The following is a 25,535-nucleotide window of genomic DNA, read 5'->3' as shown; positions in this document are numbered from 1 at the left end:
TTTTATAGTTGAAGTTCCCAAATGGATATTTTTCTGTCGTCGCTGACAGAGACAATTTGATGGTTGTAGCTACTCCACAACACCTTGTTGATGGAGGTGCCGTGTCCGGCATAGCGGGATTTGTCAATTACCTTTAGAAGTTTGTAGGTTTCGCTGTCCCAAACTTTGATGGACTTGTCCATACTACAAGTAACAAAGTACTTGCCATCTTCTCTGAAAGAGAGGTAATTGATAGCAAACATATGTGCTACGATAGATTCTTGTAGGGAATAGGCATTCGAATCCCAAATATTGAGGTAAGCATCTCTTCCACCGCTTACCAAGATAGGCTTATTAGGAGCGTAACCTAAGGCAAAGACAGAATTATTGTGCGCTTCCAGATTGTGTATAGGGCTGTGATCACTCAAATTAAAGATTTTGATGGAATTGTCACTGAGACCAATGGCAAGCTGCCTTTTGCTTGGATCAATAGACAGTACCCTTACGCTCTTTTTACCGATTTTGATATGTTTTTTGATCGTCTTGTTTTCAATGTCAATGATGATAATGACGCCATCTCCGGTACCAACATACAGTTCATTTCCTATTGCTTTGATATCAAAAATTGACTGATCGGTAACTTTTATGGACCATAATTCCTTACTGTTTTCAAGGTCAATTACATGTATTCCTTCAAAATTGTGACCAATAAAAAGTAGGTTTCTCTCTTTGTCGACCTCAAGTGCATAGACAGAGTGGGCGACTTTGGCCATTAACTTCCCGTCTTTTGGATTATCCATATCCCACTCTACAACCATGCCATCCCCAGAAGCTGTGTAAAAAAACCTTGGATCCGGCCCTTCCACTAATGCGTAGATACAATCATTGTGACCTGTTAGAGTGTGAAGTTTATTGACTTGGATTTTTATCATATATTGCGTGGATTAGCAAACAAACCCGTAAAGGGCCTATGCAAACAAAAATAGAAAAAATTAGTCCTTTATCAGCCTTGGCTGTAAATATTATTGAAGAGGTTCCTGAATCTGTCATTGATTTTTTGAGCTTCAGAGAAAAACTTTCCTTTTCGAATATTTCCAGACCTGAAAAGAGAGTGGAATGGATTAGTGCAAGGTTGGCGATCAAAAAAGCTTTGGATTGTATTTCATTGCCTTACCCAGGGTTTTTTAAGGATGAAAACGGGAAATCTCATCCTATGGACGGTTATGGGCACGTTTCTTTGACACATACTAGAGGGATAGCTGCAGCTATTTTTCATAAGGATATGGCGGTAGGAATAGACTTGGATTATATCAGGGAAAAGGTAGTTCGCTTAGGTCCCAAATTTCTGGATGTTTCTGAAATGGATTTTTTGGACAATGATCCCGAACTGCACACAACCGCTTGGTCTGCCAAGGAATCCATATTTAAATGTCAGGGAAAAAGAGGGGTGAGTTTAAAGGACAATATCATTCTTGAGCCTTTTTCCGTCAATGACAAGGTGATCAAAGGGAGGATATATGGGACTGAATTTTCAGATCACCACTATACGGTGAAAGTAGAAAAGGAAAAGGATATAGTAATGACCTATACGATTTGGTAAACTCTTTGCTATATTGATTTAACCTTAAAAAAATACCAGATATATGAAAAAATTGCTCTTCTCAATTTTTGTTCTTGTTGGTTTTTCACACACTCTTTTCGCCCAGAGAGTCGAAAATTTCAAGCTTCAGGATATCATCACAGGGAAGGAGTTTGAGCTTAATTCAAAGTCAAATCAAAAGGCTGTGATCATTATTTTCAGTAGCCTGAACTGTCCTTTTTCAAGACTTTATGAAGAGAGAATTGTGGATCTTCACAAAACCTATTCCGATCAAGGATATACCTTTGTCATGGTCAATCCTCATTTTAATATGGAAGAAGGAGAGTCTAAAGATGACCACATAGCAAGATCAAAATCCCGTGGAATAATCTTCCCGATTTTAGATGATTCCCAACAAGTGGTCGCAAGGTTGTTCCAGGCGAGTAAATTACCGGAGGTGGTTGTCATTACCCCAAGTCAGACTGGTTTTTCTGTAGTCTACAAAGGTGCCATTGATAACAACCCTCAAGTGGCAGCCAATGCCAATATCAAATACTTGGACAGTGCATTACAGGCCATTCAAAACAGGCGGAACCCAAGCCCTTCTTCAAGCAGACCCGTAGGTTGTAATATCAGGTTGACTAAAAATAACTAGCTCAATCGCCTTCGAGGATCTCCAGAAGCTCTTTGACTTCATTTACCTTTTCTACTTCTCCTAATTTTTCAAAAGCTACAATCAGGTTTCGCATTGACCGAATGACAATGTCTTTGTGAGAGCAAGGTTGGAAAAATGCATCTCTGGATTCAATTTTTAAATGTTCAAGGTAATTGTTGATGTCCTGCTTGCTGAAAATAAGCCCTTTGTTAAATGCATTGATGTAAAACGAAACATCCTTTGTTTTATAGGTCAAAACAAAAAGATTAGGAAGGTTTACTCCGTAAATCGGAAGTCCCAGCTTCTGTCCTACCAATAAATAAATACCACAAAGGCTAATGGGGTTTCCTTTTTTTGTTTCCAATACACTGCTGAGCATGGAATTGGCAGGAGAGTGAAAATTTTTGGTATTTGCCGAAAACTTCAACTGGTTGAACAGTACACTATTGATGATCCTTACTTGTTCGTATGGCATCAGGTCATTTTTGAAAGCAGTCCAGACATCAAAGTATATCTGATGCATATCTGCATTCAGCTTTTCAAAATCAAGATCAGGATACTGATAAGTATTCAATATCCATAAACCGGTCAACAAGTCTTGTTCCTCACTGTTTTTCCATTCCTTAAGTCTCTCTTTTAGCTGAGAAAATTGAAGGGTATGCACAAGCTCTTCGATTTCTTTTTGAATCTCAGGATTGAAACTTTCTTCCCATTTTTTTTCTAAGAAAGGTATCACTTCATGACCAAAAGAAGCAAGTTTTTCCCATACATGATTTTTCACCTCTTGGTCAGTGTCGTCGAGGAGTGATACCAGGGCATGAAGTTCTTTGTCTGTAAGTTTTTCCTTTGTCATGTCAATATCAAGATAGTGATAAATCCCCTTATTCAAAACCTCAAAATTTGCTGATTTAATTTAGCTTTAAAACAAAAAAGGCTTTGTTGATCTACCAGCAAAGCCTTTTTGTTTTTTAGGTTTGAATGACACCCACATTGAATCGTTCTGTGATGGGAGCATGGTTGGCAGCTTCTATCCCCATGCTGATCACTTTACGGGTTTCCAATGGATCTATGACCCCATCCACCCATAGCCGTGCAGCAGCATAATAAGGGCTCAATTCCTCATTGTATTTGTCAGTAATTTCTTTGAGAAGCTTTGCTTCATCCTCAGGTGTGATTTCCTTTCCGGATTTTTTGAGCGATGCCACTTTTATTTGAAGCAAGGTCTTGGCCGCTGAGGCGCCACTCATGACAGCCATCTGCGCAGAAGGCCAAGAATATATCAATCTGGGATCGTAGGCTTTGCCACACATGGCATAATTGCCCGCTCCGTAAGAATTCCCCATGACGATAGTAAACTTTGGTACCACGGAATTGGCCATGGTATTGACCATTTTTGCACCATCTTTGATGATGCCACCATGTTCTGCTTTAGAACCCACCATAAATCCACTTACATCTTGAAGAAAAACCAACGGGATTTTGCGCTGGTTGCAGTTCATGATAAATCTTGCAGCCTTGTCTGCAGAATCCGAGTAGATCACGCCGCCCATCTGCATTTCACCTTTTTTGTTCTTGACTACTTTACGCTGATTAGCGACGATACCCACAGCCCAGCCATCGATTCTGGCAGTCCCGCATAGTAGGGTTTTGCCATAGTCTTTTTTGTATTCCTCAAAATCAGAATCATCGACCAGGTGCTTGATGACCTCTCCCATATCATAAGGTTTTACCCTGTCGTATGGAAACACGCCGTAGAGGTCCTCCATATTCAATTTTGGAAGCTTTGGCTCTTTGCGGTCAAAGCCTGCTTTATCACTTTCTCCTATTTTGTCGAAGATTTTTCTGATGGCATCCAGACATTCTTGGTCGTTATCGTATTTGTTATCGGTTACCCCTGAAATTTCGCAATGGGTGGTGGCTCCTCCCAAAGTTTCATTGTCCACGCTTTCTCCTATTGCAGCTTTGACCAAATAAGATCCTGCAAGAAAAATAGAACCAGTCTTGTCAACAATCATTGCCTCATCAGACATGATGGGAAGGTAAGCTCCTCCTGCAACACAGCTGCCCATAATGGCTGCCACTTGGATAATACCCATGGCAGACATTTTGGCGTTGTTACGGAATTGACGTCCAAAGTGCTCCTTATCAGGGAAGATTTCATTTTGTTTGGGTAAAAACACACCGGCACTATCTACCAGATAGATCACAGGAAGATGGTTTTCCATGGCAATTTCCTGTGCCCTAAGATTTTTCTTTGCGGTCATTGGAAACCATGCGCCCGCCTTGACCGTGGCATCATTGGCCACAATCATACACATCCTGCCGTGAACGTAACCCATACCGGTGATCACTCCGGCAGAAGGACATCCGCCTTCCTCTTCATACATGCCATCTGCTGCCAGTGCGCCTACTTCCAGGAATTCAGAGTCATTATCTATGAGGTAATCTATTCTTTCCCTAGCGGTGAGTTTTCCTTTTTGGTGTTCTTTTTCTATTCTGGCTTTCCCACCACCAAGTTTGACGGTTTCCAGTCTTTTTTTTAATTGAAAAAGTAATTGTTTGTTCTGGTCTTCATTCTTGTTGAACTCAATATCCATAAAGTCTTTTGGGTTTAGTATTCTAAAAGCTAAAATAACCTCTTTTAGGAGTAAGTATCAAATGTAGGGGGAGGTAAATGCATTAAATCTTCGTTTCCGATTTTTATTCAGTAGGGTTTAAATCTATAGTCTGGATAAAGTTTGGCAGGTAGACTGAATGTAACACTTCTAAGGTGAGAAATTCTTTAGTAGTTAAAAAGAAGTCATATCTTAATAATTAGTATCGATTTGAATTAAAAAGCAGGCATCTCATTTACATTTCATCTATCTCCTCTTTGTAAGCCTTGATGGCTCTGTAGATAGCAGATGCCAAGTACGTCTGTCCTTCTTTACTGTTGAGAAAACGCTCTTCGTTGGCATTGGAAATAAAGCCTAATTCCACCAAAACAGAAGGCATGTAGGTGGTCCACAGCACATACAAAGGTGCTTGCTTTACGCCGCGGCTGTGTCTGTTGACCCGTGTCCTGAAATCATCTTCTACCTTTGCAGCCAGTGAAATGCTATTGGACAAATAAGCCTTTTGGGTCAGGTTGAACATCATGTAAGACTCTGGTGAACTGGGGTCGAAGCCTTCATAGTTTTCCTCATAATTGTCTTCGAGTAAGATTACAGCATTTTCTCTCTTGACAATGTCAAAGTTGGCTTCAAAGTTTTTGGTTCCCATGACAAAAGTTTCAGTACCATAGGCAGACCTATTGCCTGCCGCGTTGCAGTGAATGGAAATAAAAAGATCAGCTTTGTTTCTGTTGGCGATGTTGGATCTTTCCTTCAATTCCAAAAAAGTATCGGTTTTACGTGTATAAATAACCTCCACACCAGGCAGTAATTCTTCCACATATTTACCCACTTGCAGCGCTACGATGAGGGCTATGTCTTTTTCTTTGGAATAAGAACCTACTGCTCCGGGATCCTTGCCACCATGACCGGCGTCAATAACTACCCTTTTCACCCTTTCGGAGCGAATTTCTTTGGGGCCGGCTGATGAATATCCACCAAGTAGAAAGAAGAATGTTAAAAATGGTATAATCAGAATATTTTTCACTTTGAATCGTTTCATGCGTAATGAATCCTATTAACTTTGCTCGGGCAAAATTTATACATTTTTAATTAAATTTGAATCAATTAGTGCGGAATTACTGGTTTTATTTGCTCGGAATGATTCTTCTTTGGGTTTTGCCCGAATCAGGATTTTCGCAGCAGCGTGATCCTGAGAGGACTGTTTCCGCACCAGACTCTATACTCAATCCCAACGCGCTTCAGTTTCCTGATATTGATAATTTGCTGGACTCCCTTCATATGTCCTTAAGTGACACAATTCCTGATCCAGATGCTGTGGATCCTGACGAGCCACAAGGAGATATTCAGACCACTATCAATTATTACGCCGAAGATAGTATCATAACGGATTTCACTCAAAATAAGGTATACCTGTACAATGATGCCTGGTTTGAGTACGGAAATATCAGGTTGGATGCAGACCTGATCATCATCGATTGGGATAAAAGTGAGCTATTTGCTTCGGGAATCACCGATTCTCTCGGTAACGTGCAGGGGAATCCCATTTTTAAAGAAGGGCAGACAACTTATGAAATCCGCAAAGAAATGCGGTATAATTTCAAAAGCCAGAAAGCCATTATCAAAGATGTGGTTACTGAACAGCAAGATGGTCTACTGAGGGGTCAAACTATCAAAAAAGATCAGGATGGAAGTATTTATATGGACAAGGGTTTCTACACTACCTGTAACCTTGCCGAACCACATTGGCATATCAATGCTGCGAAAATCAAATCTATAAGAGGCAATAAAGTAGTGACAGGGCCTTTCAACCTGTATTTCAACAATATTCCCACACCGGCAGGACTTCCTTTTGGGATCATTCCTGATACTCCAGATGAAAAAGCCTCAGGTATTGTATTTCCTTCTTATGGACAGGAACAAGTAAGGGGCTTTTTCCTTAGAAATTTTGGCTATTACTTTGCCTTCAACGATTACATTCATACCCGTGTCACAGGCGATGTCTACACACAAGGAGGTTATGGAGCCAAAGCGGCTACGGTTTACAAGAAGCGCTACCGGTACAGCGGAGCATTCAACCTTGACTACCAAAGGTTCCAAAGTCCAGAAACTGAACTCCCTGAAAGAGCACAGGATTATAATACCATCTGGATCAATTGGAACCATGCGCCAGAAACCAGAGGTACATCGAGGTTCTCAGCATCCGTGAATGCAGGTACCACCAATTACAACAATGTAGTAATTCAACAAGGGAATTTTGCAAATAATGTCAACTCCGAATTTTCATCCAATGTCTCTTTCAGTAAAACATTTGCAGGGACTCCTTTCAGTATGTCTGCCAATTTGAGGCATTCGCAAAATATTCAGACGGATGAAGTGAATTTGATATTGCCTGATGTGGCCATCAACATGAACCGACAGAACCCATTCCAGAATGTTAGGTTTGAGCCTTTGAAGACATTAAATATTGCCTGGAATTTCAACTTGCAGAATTCCATCAACAACAGGATCACACCAACATTTGGAGTACCAAACCAGGCATTACAGCAATCTCAAGGTAATTTGGATATTCCAGAGCAGGATGTGTTGGCCTTTACATTTGCCAATTTGCCTCAATTATTAAGGGACGCTGACAATGGGGCAAGGAATACGATTCCGATTACTTCAAACTTCACTCTTTTCAAATATTTCACAGGTACCGCTTCTGTAAACTACACAGAACTGTGGTACACCGAGAGCATTAATTTCTTCTATAATCCTGTAGAAAATAGGGTAGATAGAATTTTGGAGAGTGGTTTTGACAGGGTAAGTTTTTATAACACTTCCTTTGCTTTGAATACCAACGTTTATGGCTTCTATAATTTTAAGAATAATAAAAAAATCGAAGCCATTCGTCATCACATGCAGCCTTCATTTGGTTTCAATTTGACACCTGATTTCTCAGATCCAAAATTTGGATTTTATCAACAAGTTCAGGTTGATGAAGAGGGTAGAACACAGTTGTTTTCCCGTCACCAAGGGTTTTTGTTTGGGGGGGCACCACTCGGCGAACAACGTTCTTTGAGTATGAATATCCGGAATGTGGTGGAGGCGAAGCTGAAAACCAATTCAGACGATGAGGAAGCGACAACCAAAAAAATTCCACTACTTCAATCATTGAATATTTCTTCGAATTATAATTTCGCAGCGGATTCTTTTAACCTATCGCCGATCAACTTCAATACCAGGACTTCATTTTTTGACAATAAACTATCTGTCAACCTTTCGGGTAACTTGGATCCCTATGCAACCCGCACCACTAACAATCTTCAGACAGGTCAAGAAATCACTAGGAGGATCAATCAGTTTGCTTGGCAGGCTGGACAGGGTGTGGGAACCCTGAGATCTGCGCAGATGAATATCAATGGGAACATCAATCCCAGCGGTCAAAGATCACCTGGTGAAATGAGGGAGGATATGACCAATGATTTCTTGCAGCAAGGTGGACAAATGAACGAATTTGTAGAAGAGGAGATCAATAGGGTGGTCAATGATCCTTCAAGGTATATTGACTGGGATATTCCATGGAACCTTGGCTTTGGTTACAATATCGCTTACAATAGAAGGCAAGATGGTCAGGTTAACGTCACCTCAGCATTGAACATCAACGGGAATGTAAGTATTTCTGAAAAATGGAAAATCAATTTCAGTGGGGGATATGATTTTATGACTGCGCAAATTACCCAAACCATGCTCGGTATAGACAGGGATTTACACTGTTGGCAGATGGGAGTCAACTGGATTCCTTTTGGGAGATTTACTTCCTACAACGTAGATATCAGGGTGAAATCCTCAATCCTTCAGGACCTTAAAGTCAGTAGAAGAAGGTCGTTCTTTGATAGATAGAAAAGAGACAAGAACAAAGATGCAAGAGAGGGCAGAAATGAGGTTTAGGTGATGGCTAGGTCCTCCTAATTCGTCCTTCGTAAATCGTGAATTTTAAAGAATCAAGATCCAAGAGATCCGGCGAAATCTAAATTCTACAATCTAAAATCTACAATCCTAAATCTTCGACCTACTGATAGGCATGGTCATACACCTAGGTCCGCCAAGGCCTCTAGATAATTCGGATGAAGGAATTTCCAACACTTCCACGCCCATATTCCTTAAGGCATTGTTGGTGTGTTTGTTTCGGTTGTAGGAGATTACCCTTCTTGGACCGATTGCAAATACATTTGCCCCGTCAAACCACTGTTCGCGCATAGAATAATCAGGGTTTCCGTCGGCGGTATGTAAAATTTCCAAATGCGGAATTTCCCGCTCAAGCACAGTAAGCAGAGATTCTTGAAGAACCTGTCTTTTGATATGGACTTTGTCTTCCTGTATTTCTTTTAAAGTGTAAAGAGAAGTTTGCAGCACTGAATTAAGTGCATCTGGATAAGTCAATACCAGATTTTCGTCAAGGATGGTGAAAACTGTGTCCAGGTGCATATAGTTTCTCCTTTCGGGGAGATGCACCTCGTAAACCCTTTCTACAGTACCTTCTGCCAATAGCGCTTTTGCCACCTGATAAATGGCTTTTGCATCTGTGCGCTCAGAATTCCCAATTGCCACCGCTTTTTTTGATAGGATGATGATATCTCCACCTTCAATATTAGGAGGTGTTGATTGACCATTTAAAGGAAACAACTGATTGACTTGACTCTTAAAATCAGGGTGGTTTTCAAAAATGGCTTTCAGAATATTGGCTTCCCTTTGCCTACCCTCCATTTTCATACTCGAGAAAATTATCCCACCAGGCGTGATGGCCATGGGGTCTCTTTGAAAATATAGATTTGGACTTGGTGGGATGATAAAGGCATAGTCCATCAACTCATTGGTCGATAAGTTTGGAATTTTTCTTTTCAACTCATGTACTTTTATTCCAGCAGTAAGGGCAATAGCACATTCTGCAGTGGATAGCCTGTCAAGAATTTGATCTTTGTAATGCGTCAGGTTGTTGAGCTGCAATGCCTGAAACATGAGTTTTTCCAAAATATCCCGATCAGTAAGTGTTTGGATCAAGAGTTCATTCAACCTGTAAACTGTAGCCCCTGTAGTTTCTTTGATCAAATTGGTAAACACATCATGTTCTTTTTGCATAGCTTCTAAATAGGGGACATCTTCAAAAAGAAGGAGCTCTTTATTGTATGGCGTAAGCCTGTCTATTTCCTTTCCAGGTCTATGCATTAAAACAGCTTTCAGTGTGCCAAATTCAGAATTTAATCTCAGGTTCATGGTTTAAAAATTTACCGTAATATTTATGAATACTGTAAAGTATTAATTTTATGGTTTAAAAAATAACATTGTAATCATATATTTTTTATAAAAAGAGTAATTAGGGGCTTGGATTGGATATAAAAAAACCGGAATGCCATTCGACATTCCGGTCTTTACTATTTTGATGTTGTCTCCTTAAGACAACCAGCTTTCCACTTCTTCTTTTGTAGGATTCGGAACCTGTAGTTTTAGCTTTTTACGTTTTCCGCAGACATCATTGAAAAGCTTATTTGCTTCCATTTCCTTCAATTGCTCGATGGTATGGATATTCAAGTCTCGGATGACCGGGATAAGACCTTCAGGAATTCCTTCGCTGATAAAATCTTCATCAGAGGCAATTTTCACCTTTTTCTCCGGTCTCATTTGTGGGAAAAATAAGACCTCCTGAATAGTGAAGTTGTTGGTCAATAGCATGGTCAACCTGTCTATGCCTATCCCCAAACCTGAGGTGGGAGGCATGCCATATTCCAAAGCCCTCAAGAAATCATCATCCATGGCCATGGCCTCATCATCTCCTCTTGCAGCTAGTTTCAGTTGCTCTTCAAATCTCTCTCTTTGATCTATAGGATCATTAAGCTCGGTATAGGCATTGGCTATCTCTTTTCCATTGACAAAAAGCTCAAATCGCTCTACCAAGCCTTTTTTAGTTCTGTGCTTTTTCGCCAGAGGAGTCATTTCTATAGGATAGTCAGTGATGTAGGTCGGCTGAATGAGGTTGGCTTCTACTTTTTCACCGAAAATCTCATCAATCAGCTTTCCTTTGCCCATGCTGTCGTCAACATCAATACCCATGTCTGCACAGACTTTTCTCAAGCCAGCTTCATCCATTTCACTGACATCAATGCCTGCATATTCATGGATGGAGTCATACATGCTGAGTCTTCGGTAAGGACCGGCAAAATCAATTTGTTTATCGCCTACTGTTACTTTGGTCTTCCCGTGGATAGAGGCTGTGACTTTTTCCAAAAGCTGCTCCACCATTTCCATCATCCAGATATAATCCTTGTAGGCTACGTAGATTTCCATTGAGGTAAACTCAGGATTATGGGTACGGTCCATACCTTCATTTCTGAACATTTTACCAAATTCGTAAACCCCGTCAAATCCACCTACAATCAGTCTTTTCAGGTAAAGCTCATTGGCAATCCTCAAATATAGAGGCATGTCCAAAGTATTGTGGTGTGTCTGGAATGGACGTGCCGCTGCCCCTCCATGCACTTGCTGGAGAATTGGAGTTTCTACTTCAAGCCAGCCGTGGTCGTCAAAATACCTGCGCATATTGCTGATGATTTTGGACCTGGTGATAAACACATTTTTGACTTCAGGATTGACGGTGAGGTCCACATAACGCTGTCTGTACCTCAGTTCTGGATCTGTAAACCCATCGTAAACATTGCCGTCATCATCTCTTTTGACAACAGGAAGTGGTTTCACTGCTTTAGAGAGTACTGTCAATTCAGTGACATGCAATGAAATTTCACCTGTCTGAGTGGTGAATATATATCCTTTGATACCGATAAAATCCCCTATGCCGAGTAATTTCTTGAATACTGTATTATAGAGTGTTTTATCTTCACCTTCACAGATATCATCTCTTCGGACATAAATCTGCAACCTTCCAGTAGAATCCTGGATTTCTGCAAAGGAGGCCGAACCCATGATACGTCTACTCATCAACCTTCCGGCAATGGATATATTCTTGTAGTCGTTTTTTCTGTTTTCGTAATTTTTATGAATATCTTCCGCAGTGACATTGATTGGAAAAGATTCTGCCGGATAGGGGTTTATACCCAATTTCATCAGCTCTTCTCTGTCTTTTCTTCTCTCTAACTCCTGTTCGCTTAGTAGTTGCATTTTTTGCTTTTTATTAAAATTTATTATGGAGATGGTTACACCGCCACATTAAGTCAATAGTTTTTGGGTTATTGAGCTTTGATTTTTTTTCTTCTGGCCATTTCTCTTTTCACCAAATCAAACTCCCGGCTACTTTGGCCAGCTACTGAAGTGTTTTCTTCAGCCCTTCTTGAGAGATATGGCATTACTTTTTCGACTGGTCCATAAGGCACATATTTGACTACATTGTACCCTGCATCTGCCAGGTTGAATGAAATATTGTCACTCATTCCATAAAGCTGTGCGAAATATACACGATCATCCTTGGGGTCAATACCATGCTCCGATATCAATTCTGCCAAGAAGTCATTACTCTTCTCGTTGTGTGAACCGGATACCAAGCCGAGGGTCTTAATATTGTCCATGCAAAATTGTAGTGCTTCATTGTAGTCTCTGTCAGAAGAAGCCTTATCTGGCTGGATCGGACTTTTATAACCTTTTTCTTCAGCCCTATCTCTTTCTTTCTCCATATAAGCACCTCTTACCAGTTTAGCACCCAACCAATAGCCTTTGCTTTCAGCTTCCTTATGAGCCTTTTTTAACCTGGCCAGCATGTCATGCCTGTACATTTGATATGTATTGTATATGATGCAGGAGTTTTTATTATATTTCTCCATCGCTTCATAGATCATTTCGTCAATGACATCCTGAAACCAAGACTCTTCGGCATCAGCAAGAATTTTAGTATTGGCATCAAAAGCTGCCCTGCACAACTCATCAACCCTTCCTTTTAACTTTTCGAAGCTCGCTTTTTCCTTGTCATTGAGCTGCTTTCCCGCCTGGATTTTGGTCATGATCTTGTAATCTCCAAGTCCAGTAACCTTAAATACTGCAAAAGGAATCCTGTCATCACCGGCTGACCTTGCGATAGTTTTGAGGATTTCGTGTTTGGTCGCCTCATAACTTTCTTCATTACCTTTACCCTCTACAGAATAATCCAAGATCGTATGGATATTATAGTTGGCAAGTTCCTCCACAGTCTTTTGACAATCTTCTATGTCCTCACCGCCACAAAAATGGCCAAACATGGTCATTTTCATAAGGCCTTTGATTGGTAGACCCAAGGCAAAAGACCAATTGGCTAATTTTGTCCCTACACTTACAGCAAGGTTGCTGTTGACTGTAGCGAAAATGAGGTACATTTTTTTGAGATCAGCATCAGACTTGGATGCAAAAGCTACTTCTAGATTCTCGAAAGAAATTTTGGGTTTTACGGGCATAATGCGTCATTTCAGGCTGCAAATATATCAAAAAAACTCCATGTGGATAAGTTATGTTTGGCTATTTCAGGCCGTTGACATAAATATTTGCTTAATTTTCCCCTACTTCAAGACCGTCTTTTTTCAGTTTGTCAGATTTCATTTCAAAAGTAGGTATTTGGCATTTTGCAATGCTTCCATGATATATTGTTTTAACTTAACATTCAAAACTAATAGTATTTTTAAGGGTTAAATGACTAATGGAAGCAGTAAATAATTTTGAATTATCGGCCATGGATAGGTGGGAGATTGGAAATTCCTCCCCATTGATAATAGCAGGGCCCTGTAGTGTGGAGACCCCGCAACAGTTGGATGAAACAGTAAGAGGTTTGGTGGCGAATGGAGTCAAGGTTATAAGGGGAGGGGTTTGGAAACCGAGGACTAGGCCGAATAGCTTTGAAGGTGTAGGTCATATAGCCTTGCCTTGGATAAAAGAGATAAAAGAAAAGTATCAGGTTAAATTTGCGATTGAGGTAGCGAGCCCTTATCATGTAGAAAAAGCATTTGAGTTCGGCATTGACCTTTTTTGGATAGGAGCAAGGACATCAGTAAATCCTTTTGCAGTGCAGGAAATTGCCGATAGTCTAAAGGGAGTGGATATTCCTGTTTTGGTAAAAAATCCCGTCAACCCAGACCTTGCGCTTTGGATAGGAGCATTGGAAAGAATAAATCAGGCAGGTATCAAAAAGCTTGGGGCCATTCACCGCGGTTTTTCCAATTTCAATGACCAAGTGTATAGAAATAGCCCTACCTGGCAGATTCCTTTGGAGCTTAAAACCCGGTATCCAAATCTTCCGATACTCAATGACCCCAGCCACATCTGCGGCAGAAGAGACTTGCTCAATTCTGTCGCTCAAATGGCCATGGACTTAAATTTTGATGGATTAATCATTGAATCACATGTCAATCCAGATCAGGCATGGTCCGATGCAGCCCAGCAGGTTACACCCGAAGTGTTGGGCAAAATGATAGCGGGATTGCATATCAGAAAAGTAGCCATAGAAAATCCCGTTTTCCAATCACAGCTTGATCAGATCAGGGAGCAGATTGACCAAGTAGACAGGGAGCTTTTGGAAGTAATAAGTAGAAGGGTCAGGTTAGTAGAAAAGGCCGGAGAATATAAAAAGCTGAATAATGTGGCGATTTTTCAGATAGAGCGCTGGAAAAAAGTATTTGAGTCCAGACCAGAATGGGGTAAGGCTTTGCAGTTAAACCATGAATTTGTAAAAGAACTTTATCAACTTATCCATACCGAATCCATCAAAAAACAAGAGGAGATTATGGAACAGAAGATGAGTGAGGAAGAAAAGTAAAATTTAACCCAAATTTTATTCTGCCTTCTGCTGTTTTTTTGAGGTATTTTCCTGATTCAGCAATAAAATGAACGCTGTTTGCATAAAATTTAAAAAAATGTTTAAAAATTGATTTGTTTTTAAAAAATGTGCCTTTACATTTGAGACATGTTAATCGCAGCCTTCGCATATTTTACATTCTTTTACTTTTACTTTCGAATGAAAAATCGAATCGGAGCCGCCTATTGTCTTGTAAAAAAATAAAACATCATAAATCAAGAGAGAGCCCGATTCGAAAGAGTCGGGCTTTTTTCTTTTAAACCTAATACCATTATGGAAAACCACTTACAAACCAAAGATTGGGGCCTTGGCCTTAAAGGTCACACAATTATTGCCGGGCCTTGCAGTGCAGAAACACCAGAGCAGATCGAAGCTGTCTGTTTGGCGATGAAGAATGAAAACATGATCCCTGATATTTTCAGGGCTGGAATCTGGAAACCAAGGACAAGACCGGGAAGCTTTGAAGGTATTGGAGAAGATGGCTTGAAGTGGATGGAGATCGTGAGGCATCACCTCAATATTCCAATTACCACTGAAGTGGGCAATACCGCTCATGTTGAATTGGCACTTAAGCATAAAGTAGACGTGCTATGGATCGGTGCTAGAACAACCGTAAATCCATTTGCGGTACAGGAAATCGCAGAAGCTTTGAAAGGTGTGGATATTCCCGTAATGGTAAAAAACCCTATGAATCCAGACTTACAATTATGGTTGGGAGCACTGGAAAGACTGCAGGCTGTAGGTATCAACAAACTTGCAGCAATCCATAGAGGATTCTCTGACTCATACGATAAAAGATTCAGAAACAAACCAAACTGGTCAATGCCTATTCACCTCAAAAGAGAATGGAAAGGCATGGAAGTAATCAACGATCCAAGCCATATTGTAGGTAATAGGGAAGGGATTTTAGAAACGGCTCAGCGCGCAATCAACTTTGGTTTGGATGGTTTGATGATAGAAACACACCATGACCCAGACAATGCCTGGTCGGATGCCAAACAACAAGTTACTCCAGGCAAGCTCAAGGAAATTCTTGCAAAAATTGACTTCAGAGATACGATAGGTTCTGAAAATCCAAGTGAAAGGCTCAATGACCTTAGAAACGCAGTTGATCATTTGGATGATCAATTGATGGACATACTTCAAGAGAGATTTTCAATGATCGATCAGATTGGGGCTTACAAAAGAGAGCATCATTTGACAGTATTCCAGTCTGATAGATGGAAATATGTAATGGAGTCAAGAACCAAAAAAGGTGTGGATAAAAACCTAAGTGAAAAGTTCATGAAAGAATTGCTTTACTGTATACACGAGGAATCTGTGAAGCGTCAGGAAAAACAACTAAGGGAAGCCGATCCTGTAAAAAAATAGATTAATATGGACCGAAGGGGAATTTTTCTCTTCGGTCCTTTAAGAATTGCCTATTTTTGGTAGAAATTCAATCGCTTTGGAAACCATTATTTATACCCACAAAATAGCCCAGGACTTGGGCAACTACATCAGTACTTTGAATTTTTCCAAGCTTGGTGTTATCACAGACACCAATACAGAAAAGTTCTGTTACCCTTTAATCAAAGACGGATTACCTGAGTCACATTTGCACTTCAGCTTTATGGCAGGAGAAGCAAACAAGAACCTTGATACTTGCAGTGCTATTTGGCAGTGGATGACCGATGAGGGTTTTGATAGAAAAACGCTTATTATCAATCTTGGTGGAGGCGTCACGGGTGACATGGGTGGTTTTTGTGCTGCCACCTACAAGCGTGGAGTCAATTTCATTAATGTCCCTACTACCTTACTGTCGCAAGTAGACGCAAGTGTTGGCGGTAAATTGGGGATTGATTTTAATGGTTTCAAAAACCATATAGGTGTCTTTACCCAACCAAAGGCCGTCATTATTTCCGACGAGTTTCTTGAGACACTTCCAGAGCAAGAACTCAGGTCTGGATATGCAGAAGTGATCAAGCACGGCCTCATCAGGAGCGAAGGATATTTCAATTGTCTTAAGACTGAAGGATGGCAAAATCAAAACTGGCGAGACATTATCGAAAGGTCTGTATCAATCAAAAAAGAAGTGGTCGAAAAAGACCCTAAGGAATCAGGCCTGAGAAAAATCCTCAACTTTGGTCATACGATCGGTCATGCTTTTGAATCTTTCTACCTCGACTCTGAAAAGCATCTTCTTCATGGAGAGGCCATTGCGATAGGGATGGTTTGCGAAGCATTCCTTTCTCATCAAAAATCAGGGCTTTCTGCATCAGAGCTGCAAACCATCCAAAAGATCGTAATCTCTATTTACGGGAAATTTGACTTTCCTCAAGAAGATATTGCTGAGATTGTGGGCTTGTGTGCTCATGATAAAAAGAATGAAGGTGTAGAAATGAAATTTTCTTTGCTCAATCAAATAGGAAAATGTGATTTCAATATACCTGTCAACAAAGAGGAAATTACCCAAGCAATACAGCTTTATAAAACCATCTAAACCTCAATACCTCCCCCTTGAAAACGCTTACATTACAACAAATCAGCTCTTTTTCACCAGTCAAAATTCCACTTCCTGCTTCTAAGAGCGAAAGCAACAGGGCCTTGATCATTGATGCACTTACAAGTGGCCAAAATCAGATCACCAATCTTGCAGAAGCAAGGGATACCCAGACGATGATTCGTTTGTTGAAAGAAAATCCTCCTGTTTTTGATGTGCTGGATGCTGGGACTACGATGCGTTTTTTGACAGCTTACGCAGCCGTTACAGATCAGAATAAGGTTATGACAGGTACTGCTAGGATGTGCGAAAGGCCAATAGGGATTCTTGTAGATGCTTTGATTGAGCTTGGAGCTGAGATTCATTATATGAATATTGAAGGTTATCCCCCTTTGGCCATACATGGATTGAAAAATCAGCTGGCCAATAAAATCAGCATCCGAGGTGATGTAAGTAGTCAATATATTTCAGCATTGTTGATGATTGCTCCAGTTTTGCCTTTGGGCATTGAATTGGAATTGACAGGAAAAGTGGGATCCAAAACCTATATTGAAATGACGTTGCAATTGATGAGGTCATTTGGAATTGAGTACACTTGGGAAGGTAATGTGATCAAAGTAGATCCGCAAGATTATCAGCCCACCACTTTTGCAGTGGAAAGTGATTGGTCGGGAGCCAGTTACTGGTTTAGCTTGCTGGCATGTGCTGACCAAGGAGAATTGTTTTTAGAAGGTTTGAAGTCGGATAGTCTTCAAGGAGACGCAATGATTGTGGATATCATGGATTACTTAGGCGTCAAAAGCGAGTTTAAAGATGGAGGTGTTTACCTGACCAAGCAAGCGGTAAAGGGTTTGGATCATTGGGATTTTACGCATTGCCCCGACATTGCCCAGACTGTAGCAGTTACTTGTGCCATCATAGGACAAAAGATGGATTTCACTGGATTGGAAAGTTTAAGGATAAAGGAAACAGACAGGATTTTTGCACTTCAGGAAGAGTTAGCGAAGTTTAACGCACAGTTTGTAGAAGAAGATAATGGAATATTTACTCTGATTCCATCAGTAACCATGCCCGCTGATGTCCATATCAAGACGTATGACGACCATAGGATGGCCATGGCTTTTATGCCTTTAATGACAAAAACCCGTGTCGTAATTGATGACTTGGAGGTGGTGAACAAATCCTATCCTAGTTTTTGGAAGCATGTTGATTTGATTCAGTAGAAATAGGGACATAAAGTTAAAAGTTGGATTTTGTGGTGAGTGGGAGCTCTGTCACGCTGTTTCCAAAATATTTTGAATGAAAATATGGTGTGAGGAAGTGGCGGAAAGTTTTTTATTGGATAAGATCAAATTTATTTTTTTAGGATTAAATTGGGACAATAAAGCCCAACATTATGCGCCTATTGATATTATGTTTGCTGACCGTGGCCTCCATACAAATTTTTTCATGTTCCTCATCGGAAGAAAAAATATATCCCAGCAGGGAAAATATCACAGAGTCAGTGTATGCCTCAGGTTCAATAAGAGCGAGGTATCAATACCAAGCGTATCTCAATGCTATAGGTACGGTTCAAGAGGTTTTTTTGGAGGAAGGTGACTCTGTAGAAGTGGGTACGCCCATTTTGGTTATTGCCAATGAATCCACTAGAGTCAATAGAGAATTGGCTGAGCTCAACCGTACATATGCAGACAGACAGGCCAATCAGAATCGTCTCAAAGACCTGGAAATGAATATTTCCTACACAAAAAATAAGTTGACAAATGATTCTTTGCTTTTGGCAAGACAAGAGCGCTTGAGGAGTCAAGGGATTGGTTCGTCCATAGAGCTGGAACAAAGACAGTTGGCCTACGAAAATTCGCTTACAGCCTATGAGACAGCTCTTTTGAAGTTTGAAGACCTCAAAAGAGAGATTGATTTTAATGAAAGAAGTGCGGCAAAAAACCTCTCGATCAGTAAAGCCCTTGAAAGTGATTTGGTGTTAAAAAGTGAGGTGAAAGGTATATTGTATTCTCTTCTTAAAGAAAAAGGCGAAATGGTTAATAACCAAACACCTTTGGCAATCATTGGAAGTGGTGAAGAATACACCCTCGAAATGTTGGTGGATGAATATGATATCGCCAAGATCAAAGGAGGGCAAAAAATCTTGGTCAACATGGATAGCTATAGAGGGGAGGTATTTGAGGCGGTAGTGTCTAAAATCAACCCAATTATGGATGAGAGAAATAAGACTTTTTTGGTAGAAGGAGTATTTGTTTCAGGTCCTTCTGTTCTTTACCCAAACCTTTCTTTGGAAGCCAACATAATTATTGAGTCCAAGGAAAACACCTTGCTTATTCCCAGGTCCTATATTTTGAATGAACGATTTGTGATTACCTCTTCCGGTGACACTGTGGAGGTAGTGCTGGGTATGAAAGATTTCCAAAAGGCTGAAATTCTTGAAGGAGTAGACCCGAAAACAGCTCTAGTCAAACCCTAACTATGAAAACAAGTCTCATTCTCAATATGGCTAGGGCGCTGATGTTGGCACGATTCAAACAGACGGTTGTTGCAGGTGTCGGTGTGGTTTTCAGTATCACCATGTTTGTGACCTTATTGAGTTTTATGAACGGCTTAAACCAGCTTCTAGATGGGTTGATCCTTAACCGTACCCCACATATTAGGTTTTACAACGAAATCAAAGCATCCACTTCACAACCTATAGAAGCGAGTGAGGCTTTTTCTGATCATTATCATATCATCAGATCTATCAAACCTGCAGCCAGTAGGACTAGTATTTATAACAATGAGGCCATCATCAGGACTTTCAAAGACGATTTAAGAGTAAAAGGTGTGGCTCGAAAAATTGCAGCACAGGTTTTTTTTAATGTTGGGGCGCTGGATGTCAGTGGTGTGATCAATGGGATTGACGTAGAGGAAGAGAGCAGGTTATTTGCCTTTGAAGATTATGTCATCGCGGGGGATTTCCTGGATTTAAAATACACCGCAAATTCGATTATTTTGGGCAAAGGAGCTGCGGACAGGATGCTGGCTGAAATTGGAGATGTGGTTCAGGTGACTACTGCACAAGGCAATAGGATTCAGTTGAAAGTGGTAGGATATTACCAGTCAGGATTGGGTGAGCTGGATAATGTGCAGTCTTATGCTTCGATCGGCACCGTACAGAAAATGTTGAGCGAAACACCATCTTATGTAACTGATATACAGGTTAAGTTGCACGATTTTGATTTGGCCCCCGAAATGGCACGGGAATATAAGGAGATATTTGGCATAGATGCAGATGACATTCAGACCGTCAATGCCCAATTTGAAGCGGGCACGGGCATCAGATCAATGATTAGCTACGCTGTTGGAATAACTTTGCTTATCGTGTCTGGATTTGGGATTTACAATATCCTGAATATGATGATCTATGAGAAAATGGATACAATTGCCATTTTAAAAGCAATTGGGTTTTCAGGAAGAGATGTAAATATGATCTTTATTACCATAGCACTAGCCATTGGTTTTTTTGGAGGCATAATAGGGCTCTTTTTTGGGTTTTTGGCAGGCTTAGGTATAGAACAAGTGCCCTTTGAGTTAGAAGCATTGCCTACTATCAAAACCTTGCCCGTTGATTTTAATCCTAAGTATTACATAATCGCAGGGGTGTTCAGCCTTGTAACCACATATTTTGCGGGGTATTTTCCTGCGAGAAAAGCCAGCAGTATAGACCCAGTAGATATTATAAGAGGGAAATAATCCATAACTGATGAGAGGGAAACCTGTAATTGAAGCTCAAAAAATCAACAAATACTTCTATAGTCCTGAAAAAACAAGGGTACTCAAGGATGTTACCTTTCAAGTGACTAGAGGTGAATTCGTGTCTATCATGGGTAAGTCAGGCTGTGGAAAGTCTACTTTACTATACATTTTGTCTACCATGGACACAGATTACGAAGGGAGCTTGTTGATCGATGAAGAGGAGGTTTCAGGTAAAAAGGCGAATCGGCTATCTGAAATCAGGAATGAAAAAATAGGCTTTGTTTTCCAGTTTCACTATTTGCTCAATGAGTTTTCGGTGTTGGAAAACGTAATGATCCCTGGGCTCAAACTTGGAAAAAAATCCAAGGAAGAACTGGAACATGTGGCCATGGAAAAACTTCGGATTTTTGATATGCAGGACCATGCATTGAAAAAAGCCAATCAACTCTCAGGTGGTCAGAAGCAGCGGGTGGCAATAGCCAGGTCATTGATGAATGATCCTTTGATCATTATGGGAGATGAGCCAACAGGGAATTTGGACAAGAAAAACTCTGATATTGTTTTCAATATTTTTAAAGAGCTTGCCCAAGAATTTCATCAGACTATGTTGATTGTAACCCATGACCCGGAATTTGCAGCCGGTACAGATAGAATTATAGAAATGGAGGATGGGAGAGTGCTAAATAGTTAATATTCAGGTACTGGCAAACATTTTTTAGAATTAAGGGTTTGATTTTTACTTAATTCAATTATTTACAAACTAAACTCAAAAAACATGTTACAAAAAGTCAACACCCGTTGTTATCGGCTTATAATGCCGTTTTTTGCTTTGCTTTTTCTGGCCTGCTCCTCAATGGAAGAAAGCCAGCCAGCGTATGAATCGCCGGACAATCAATTGTCTGATATTCCAACCACCCTGCAGTCCATGGAAAACGGTCTTGAAGCAGATGGTTTAAATGAATTTGAAAGGAGAGGTCCAAAACCAACTTTTGCAACCTTCAATGCTGCTCTAGGTAGCACCGGACTTGCTTCGGTATTTGCCAGAAATGAATTGACTGTTTTTGCTCCAACGGATGCTGCCTTTGCTGCATTGGGACTCAATCCCGGTAATGTAAGAAGACAAGAGGGCTTGCGTGAAATACTGCTTTACCATGTGGTGGCTGGTACGGTGCTATCGACAGATTTAAGTGAGGGGTTTGTGCCTACATTGAATGGTGCAGCTGTAGAAATTGGACTTTCCGAAGGAGCGAAAGTGAATGATGCCGATATTATTTTGGTGGATAAAAGAGCAAGAAATGGAGTCATACATGGGATAGATGAAGTGCTTCTTCCTCCTACTCAGAATATTGTGGAAATAGCTGATAGTGTGGATGATTTTTCCATTTTGGTGACAGCTGTAACTATAGCTGGATATGGAGATTTACTGGCTACAACGGAAAACCTTACTGTATTTGCACCAACGAATCAGGCTTTTATGGATTTAGTAGAAGAACTTGATGGAATTAATAACCTGGAAGAATTGATAGATTTTCTCGGAGTTGAAGGTTTGCAAAAAGTTTTAGCTTATCATGTTTTTGCAGATGGAAGAGTTTATTCCAGTGATCTTGCCAATACAAGTATTACTATGTTTTCAGGAGATGAATTAACTATTGATGTAAGTGGGCCAAAGTTAATTGATACAGAAAATAGAGAAGTAGGTTTTATTGCTACTGATATCCAGGCAACTAATGGTGTTATTCATATAATAGACAGAGTTATTTTACCAGACTTGAACTAATAAATATTTTATCAAAACAAAAAAAGGCTACCGCTTAAAAGGGTAGCCTTATTTAGCTTTTTTGGACAAAGGTTTAATTATTTTTATTGAGTAAAGTAGGTTTATTGATACCATACTTGATTAAGGTTTGCTGTGTCATTATTATATTTTTTGTTCAGAAAACAAATTCAGGATTTAGGTCTTACAGAACTTTATTTCCCGGTTGTGACAGGTAATACTTGGGAAACCGATTCTCTTTCTTCCTCGGATTGTATCTCATCTCAAATGGGAAAGCCTATGACCTTATTGAACGACAATGGAACTTGTGTCTTTATTCTCCTGATAGATTGCGAAAATTCATTGGAAAGACTTCTTTTACAGGTGATGTTTCAAAGTTTTTTAGCCCTGAAATTCCCGAAAGGCACGATTTGAGGATTTGGCAGGGATGATCAATGTATCAGCTTGATTCCTTTATAAAGGATTGTTATGGTCAGGAAGGAATGATTCTGACCAAGCTATTTGCTTTTGACTTTTGTAGACGATATCTGAGGAGTATTGAACAATATCATAGCTCCTTATTAGGCAGTTCCCTTGAAAGATTTGTATCTTGTGGTATTCACCAAAATATAATTTTTATGAGTAAAAAAGTAGAATATAGTTTGTTTAATGATGTCTGTGGCTTTGTGGATGACGCAGCTAAGCATATGGATTTGCATCCGGGACTTCTCGATCAGATCAAGCAATGCAACAGTATTTATAAGTTCAATTTTCCACTCAGGAATGAGGATGGAACTTATGAAACCATGACCGGTTACAGGGTGCAGCATTCGCACCATAAGCTACCTGTCAAAGGTGGTATTCGGTACAGTGACCATGTGGATGAAGAAGAGGTCAAAGGTCTTGCTGCCTTGATGACATACAAATGTGCCCTCGTCAATGTTCCATTTGGTGGAGCAAAGGGAGGTGTGAGTATAGATCCATTGAAGTACAATGAAAGACAGCTGGAAAAAATCACCAGAAGGTATACGGCTGAACTTATTAAAAAGAAATTTATTGGTCCAGCTATCGATGTGCCTGCGCCGGATTATGGAACAGGAGCAAGGGAGATGGCTTGGATTGTGGATACTTTTGAGGCTTTCAATCCAGAATTGATCAATGCCAAAGGAGCTGTTACTGGGAAGCCACTTTCTCAACATGGAATTGATGGGAGAGCTGAGGCCACAGGACAGGGTGTTTTTTACGGAATAAGAGAGGCAGTCAGTGTGGAAGAAGATATGGCGTCTCTTGGCCTTACTGTAGGTTTAAAGGGTAAAAAAGTCATCATTCAAGGTCTTGGTAACGTAGGTTACTATTCTGCCAAGTATCTGAGTGAGGCTGGAGCCAAGATTGTAGGTATCGCAGAATGGAATGGCGGTATTTGGGATGAGTCGGGAATAGATGTAGAAGCGATCAAGAATTTTCAGATCGAAAACAAGGGTTTCAAAGGCTATAGTAGAGGCGAATTCATTAAAAACAGCAAAGAGTTATTGACCTACCCTTGTGATATCTTGGTGCCTGCAGCTTTGGAAAACCAAATCACAAATGTAAATGCTGATAAAGTTCAGGCCAAGATCATAGGAGAAGCGGCAAATGGTCCCGTAACCAATGAGGCTGAAAAAATTCTATTAGAAAAAGGCGTGATGGTCATTCCTGACATGTATTTGAATGCAGGTGGTGTTACAGTTTCTTATTTCGAATGGCTCAAAAATTTGTCAAGGGTTTCTTTTGGAAAGCTTGAAAAAAGATATGACATGGAAAAATACAGAAAACTTTTGGGAACCATCGAAAATGCCACTGGAGAGCGATTCACTGATGATGAAAAAGATGGTCTGATCAAAGGAGCTTCCGAAAGAGATCTGGTTTTGTCAGGGCTTGAAGAGACCATGGTCACTGCTTATCACGACATGAATAAGAAAAGAAAGGAAAAAGGAATCCAAAGTTTAAGAACAGCAGGATTTATCCTTGCCTTGGAAAGAATCTCGATCAGTTATATGGACTTGGGAATTTTCCCTTAAGGAAATTATTTTTAAAGGCCAGCCACTAGAGGCTGGCCTTTATGATTTTATGTTTTTTCAATTTTCTGATAAGAAGCTAACACCCCTCTGACCATTGCAGCGGAGAAGCCTTGATGCTCCATTTCGTTAAGACCTACGATGGTACAGCCTTTAGGAGTGGTTACTTTATCAATGGCCTCTTCAGGATGGATGTTTTTTTGAATCATTAGCTCTGCAGCGCCTTTTACAGTTTGATTGACAATTTGACTTGCTGTTTTAGCGTCAAAGCCTATCTGTATGCCTCCTTGAATCATGGCTCTCATAAACCTGAGTACATAGGCAATCCCACATGCGCCTAACACTGTGGCAGCTTCCATTAGATTCTCATCAATGGTAATCGTTGTGCCAATGCTGTCAAACAGTTCTTTGATTAGAATTTCTTGTTCGGGTCTGAAATTCTTTCCGCATACACATGTGACAGATTCTTGGATATCTGCCGCAATATTGGGCATAGCCCTAAAAATAATCGTATTAGGATCAACTACCTGATACATTTCCTCCAATGTAATCCCGGTAGCGAGAGAAACGATAATTTGTTTTTGCGGATTTAAAACAGGCTTGATCTCCTGCAGAATTGATGTCACATTGAAAGGTTTGACTCCTAAAATAATCAAATCAGCATCAGTTGCGGCTATTACATTGTCAGAATGTACACGCACACCTTTGTCCTGAAATGGCAACAAGTTTTTTGGATTTCTTTTTGTGACATGAATATGGTCAGCTGATATTTCGGTCAACTGAAGTAAGCCATTTAGAATAGAGCCACCGAGATTGCCGCAGCCTATAATGGCAATTTTTGTATCCCTTAACATGGTATTTATCGATAGAAGATT

20 protein-coding genes are annotated in these 25,535 nt (G+C 40.3%); 12 read left to right on the top strand and 8 right to left on the bottom strand.

The window, feature by feature from the left end; all coding sequences use genetic code 11:
* Positions 1 to 2 precede the first annotated feature (2 nt).
* On the bottom strand, positions 3 to 911 hold the full coding sequence (locus CLW00_RS10195) for a WD40 repeat domain-containing protein (RefSeq protein WP_106133581.1): 909 nt from the start codon (positions 909 to 911) through the stop codon (positions 3 to 5).
* Between the two features lie 38 nt (positions 912 to 949).
* Here CLW00_RS10195 and CLW00_RS10190 point away from each other — a divergent pair, with 38 nt between their 5' ends.
* Entirely contained in the window at positions 950 to 1,579 is a 630-nt protein-coding gene (locus tag CLW00_RS10190; RefSeq protein ID WP_106133580.1) for a 4'-phosphopantetheinyl transferase family protein, read from the top strand.
* Positions 1,580 to 1,622: 43 nt separating this feature from the next.
* Positions 1,623 to 2,213 (top strand): redoxin domain-containing protein, encoded by a 591-nt coding sequence (locus tag CLW00_RS10185; protein ID WP_106133579.1) that lies wholly within the window; start codon positions 1,623 to 1,625, stop codon positions 2,211 to 2,213.
* A gap of 1 nt (position 2,214) precedes the next feature.
* Here CLW00_RS10185 and CLW00_RS10180 read toward each other — a convergent pair whose 3' ends face one another.
* The 3 genes from CLW00_RS10180 to CLW00_RS10170 form a co-directional block, all read right to left on the bottom strand.
* The gene (locus CLW00_RS10180; RefSeq protein ID WP_106133578.1) at positions 2,215 to 3,066 is read right to left on the bottom strand and encodes a transglutaminase-like domain-containing protein; all 852 of its coding nucleotides are present in this window, start codon (positions 3,064 to 3,066) and stop codon (positions 2,215 to 2,217) included.
* Between the two features lie 115 nt (positions 3,067 to 3,181).
* Positions 3,182 to 4,810 carry an acyl-CoA carboxylase subunit beta gene (locus tag CLW00_RS10175; protein WP_106133577.1) on the bottom strand — a complete coding sequence of 543 codons (1,629 nt, stop codon included), beginning with the start codon at positions 4,808 to 4,810 and terminating at the stop codon, positions 3,182 to 3,184.
* Positions 4,811 to 5,063: 253 nt separating this feature from the next.
* Positions 5,064 to 5,867 (bottom strand): N-acetylmuramoyl-L-alanine amidase family protein, encoded by an 804-nt coding sequence (locus CLW00_RS10170; protein ID WP_106133576.1) that lies wholly within the window; start codon positions 5,865 to 5,867, stop codon positions 5,064 to 5,066.
* 98 nt (positions 5,868 to 5,965) lie between these two features.
* On the opposite strand from CLW00_RS10170, the gene CLW00_RS10165 reads away from it, so the two are divergent.
* On the top strand, positions 5,966 to 8,710 hold the full coding sequence (locus CLW00_RS10165; RefSeq protein WP_106133575.1) for a putative LPS assembly protein LptD: 2,745 nt from the start codon (positions 5,966 to 5,968) through the stop codon (positions 8,708 to 8,710).
* Positions 8,711 to 8,866: 156 nt separating this feature from the next.
* Here CLW00_RS10165 and CLW00_RS10160 read toward each other — a convergent pair whose 3' ends face one another.
* The 3 genes from CLW00_RS10160 to CLW00_RS10150 all read right to left on the bottom strand — a co-directional run bounded on the left by CLW00_RS10160 (position 8,867) and on the right by CLW00_RS10150 (position 13,236).
* Entirely contained in the window at positions 8,867 to 10,081 is a 1,215-nt protein-coding gene (locus CLW00_RS10160; protein WP_106133574.1) for an arginine deiminase, read from the bottom strand.
* Between the two features lie 177 nt (positions 10,082 to 10,258).
* Positions 10,259 to 11,977 (bottom strand): lysine--tRNA ligase, encoded by a 1,719-nt coding sequence (gene lysS / locus CLW00_RS10155; protein WP_106133573.1) that lies wholly within the window; start codon positions 11,975 to 11,977, stop codon positions 10,259 to 10,261.
* A 68-nt stretch (positions 11,978 to 12,045) separates the two neighbouring features.
* The gene (locus CLW00_RS10150) at positions 12,046 to 13,236 is read right to left on the bottom strand and encodes a proline dehydrogenase family protein (protein WP_106133572.1); all 1,191 of its coding nucleotides are present in this window, start codon (positions 13,234 to 13,236) and stop codon (positions 12,046 to 12,048) included.
* A 239-nt stretch (positions 13,237 to 13,475) separates the two neighbouring features.
* On the opposite strand from CLW00_RS10150, the gene CLW00_RS10145 reads away from it, so the two are divergent.
* From CLW00_RS10145 to CLW00_RS10100, 9 genes are all read left to right on the top strand, one after another.
* A complete protein-coding gene (locus CLW00_RS10145; protein ID WP_106133571.1) occupies positions 13,476 to 14,588 on the top strand; it encodes a bifunctional 3-deoxy-7-phosphoheptulonate synthase/chorismate mutase type II in 1,113 nt (370 codons plus the stop codon).
* Between the two features lie 312 nt (positions 14,589 to 14,900).
* Positions 14,901 to 15,998, top strand: a complete 1,098-nt coding sequence (locus CLW00_RS10140) for a chorismate mutase (protein ID WP_106133570.1) — start codon at positions 14,901 to 14,903, stop codon at positions 15,996 to 15,998.
* A gap of 76 nt (positions 15,999 to 16,074) precedes the next feature.
* A complete protein-coding gene (gene aroB / locus CLW00_RS10135) occupies positions 16,075 to 17,109 on the top strand; it encodes a 3-dehydroquinate synthase (protein ID WP_106133680.1) in 1,035 nt (344 codons plus the stop codon).
* A 17-nt stretch (positions 17,110 to 17,126) separates the two neighbouring features.
* Positions 17,127 to 18,332: a 3-phosphoshikimate 1-carboxyvinyltransferase gene (locus tag CLW00_RS10130; RefSeq protein WP_106133569.1), complete on the top strand. Its 1,206-nt coding sequence runs from the start codon at positions 17,127 to 17,129 to the stop codon at positions 18,330 to 18,332.
* 173 nt (positions 18,333 to 18,505) lie between these two features.
* Positions 18,506 to 19,588 (top strand): efflux RND transporter periplasmic adaptor subunit, encoded by a 1,083-nt coding sequence (locus CLW00_RS10125; RefSeq protein WP_106133568.1) that lies wholly within the window; start codon positions 18,506 to 18,508, stop codon positions 19,586 to 19,588.
* A gap of 2 nt (positions 19,589 to 19,590) precedes the next feature.
* The gene (locus CLW00_RS10120) at positions 19,591 to 20,850 is read left to right on the top strand and encodes an ABC transporter permease (protein ID WP_106133567.1); all 1,260 of its coding nucleotides are present in this window, start codon (positions 19,591 to 19,593) and stop codon (positions 20,848 to 20,850) included.
* A 10-nt stretch (positions 20,851 to 20,860) separates the two neighbouring features.
* Positions 20,861 to 21,544: an ABC transporter ATP-binding protein gene (locus tag CLW00_RS10115; RefSeq protein ID WP_106133566.1), complete on the top strand. Its 684-nt coding sequence runs from the start codon at positions 20,861 to 20,863 to the stop codon at positions 21,542 to 21,544.
* Between the two features lie 84 nt (positions 21,545 to 21,628).
* Positions 21,629 to 22,630, top strand: a complete 1,002-nt coding sequence (locus CLW00_RS10110; RefSeq protein ID WP_106133565.1) for a fasciclin domain-containing protein — start codon at positions 21,629 to 21,631, stop codon at positions 22,628 to 22,630.
* Positions 22,631 to 23,244: 614 nt separating this feature from the next.
* Positions 23,245 to 24,663: a Glu/Leu/Phe/Val family dehydrogenase gene (locus CLW00_RS10100; RefSeq protein WP_106133679.1), complete on the top strand. Its 1,419-nt coding sequence runs from the start codon at positions 23,245 to 23,247 to the stop codon at positions 24,661 to 24,663.
* 47 nt (positions 24,664 to 24,710) lie between these two features.
* Here the strand turns inward: CLW00_RS10100 and proC are convergent, their stop codons facing one another.
* Complete coding sequence (proC, locus tag CLW00_RS10095) at positions 24,711 to 25,514, bottom strand: pyrroline-5-carboxylate reductase (protein ID WP_106133563.1); 804 nt, start codon at positions 25,512 to 25,514, stop codon at positions 24,711 to 24,713.
* Positions 25,515 to 25,535 lie beyond the last annotated feature (21 nt).

This window comes from Mongoliibacter ruber (genome assembly GCF_003003005.1).
GTDB classification, from domain to species: domain Bacteria; phylum Bacteroidota; class Bacteroidia; order Cytophagales; family Cyclobacteriaceae; genus Mongoliibacter; species Mongoliibacter ruber.
Note: the sequence above shows the minus strand (reverse complement) of the source record. Positions and strands in the feature narration are given on the sequence as shown.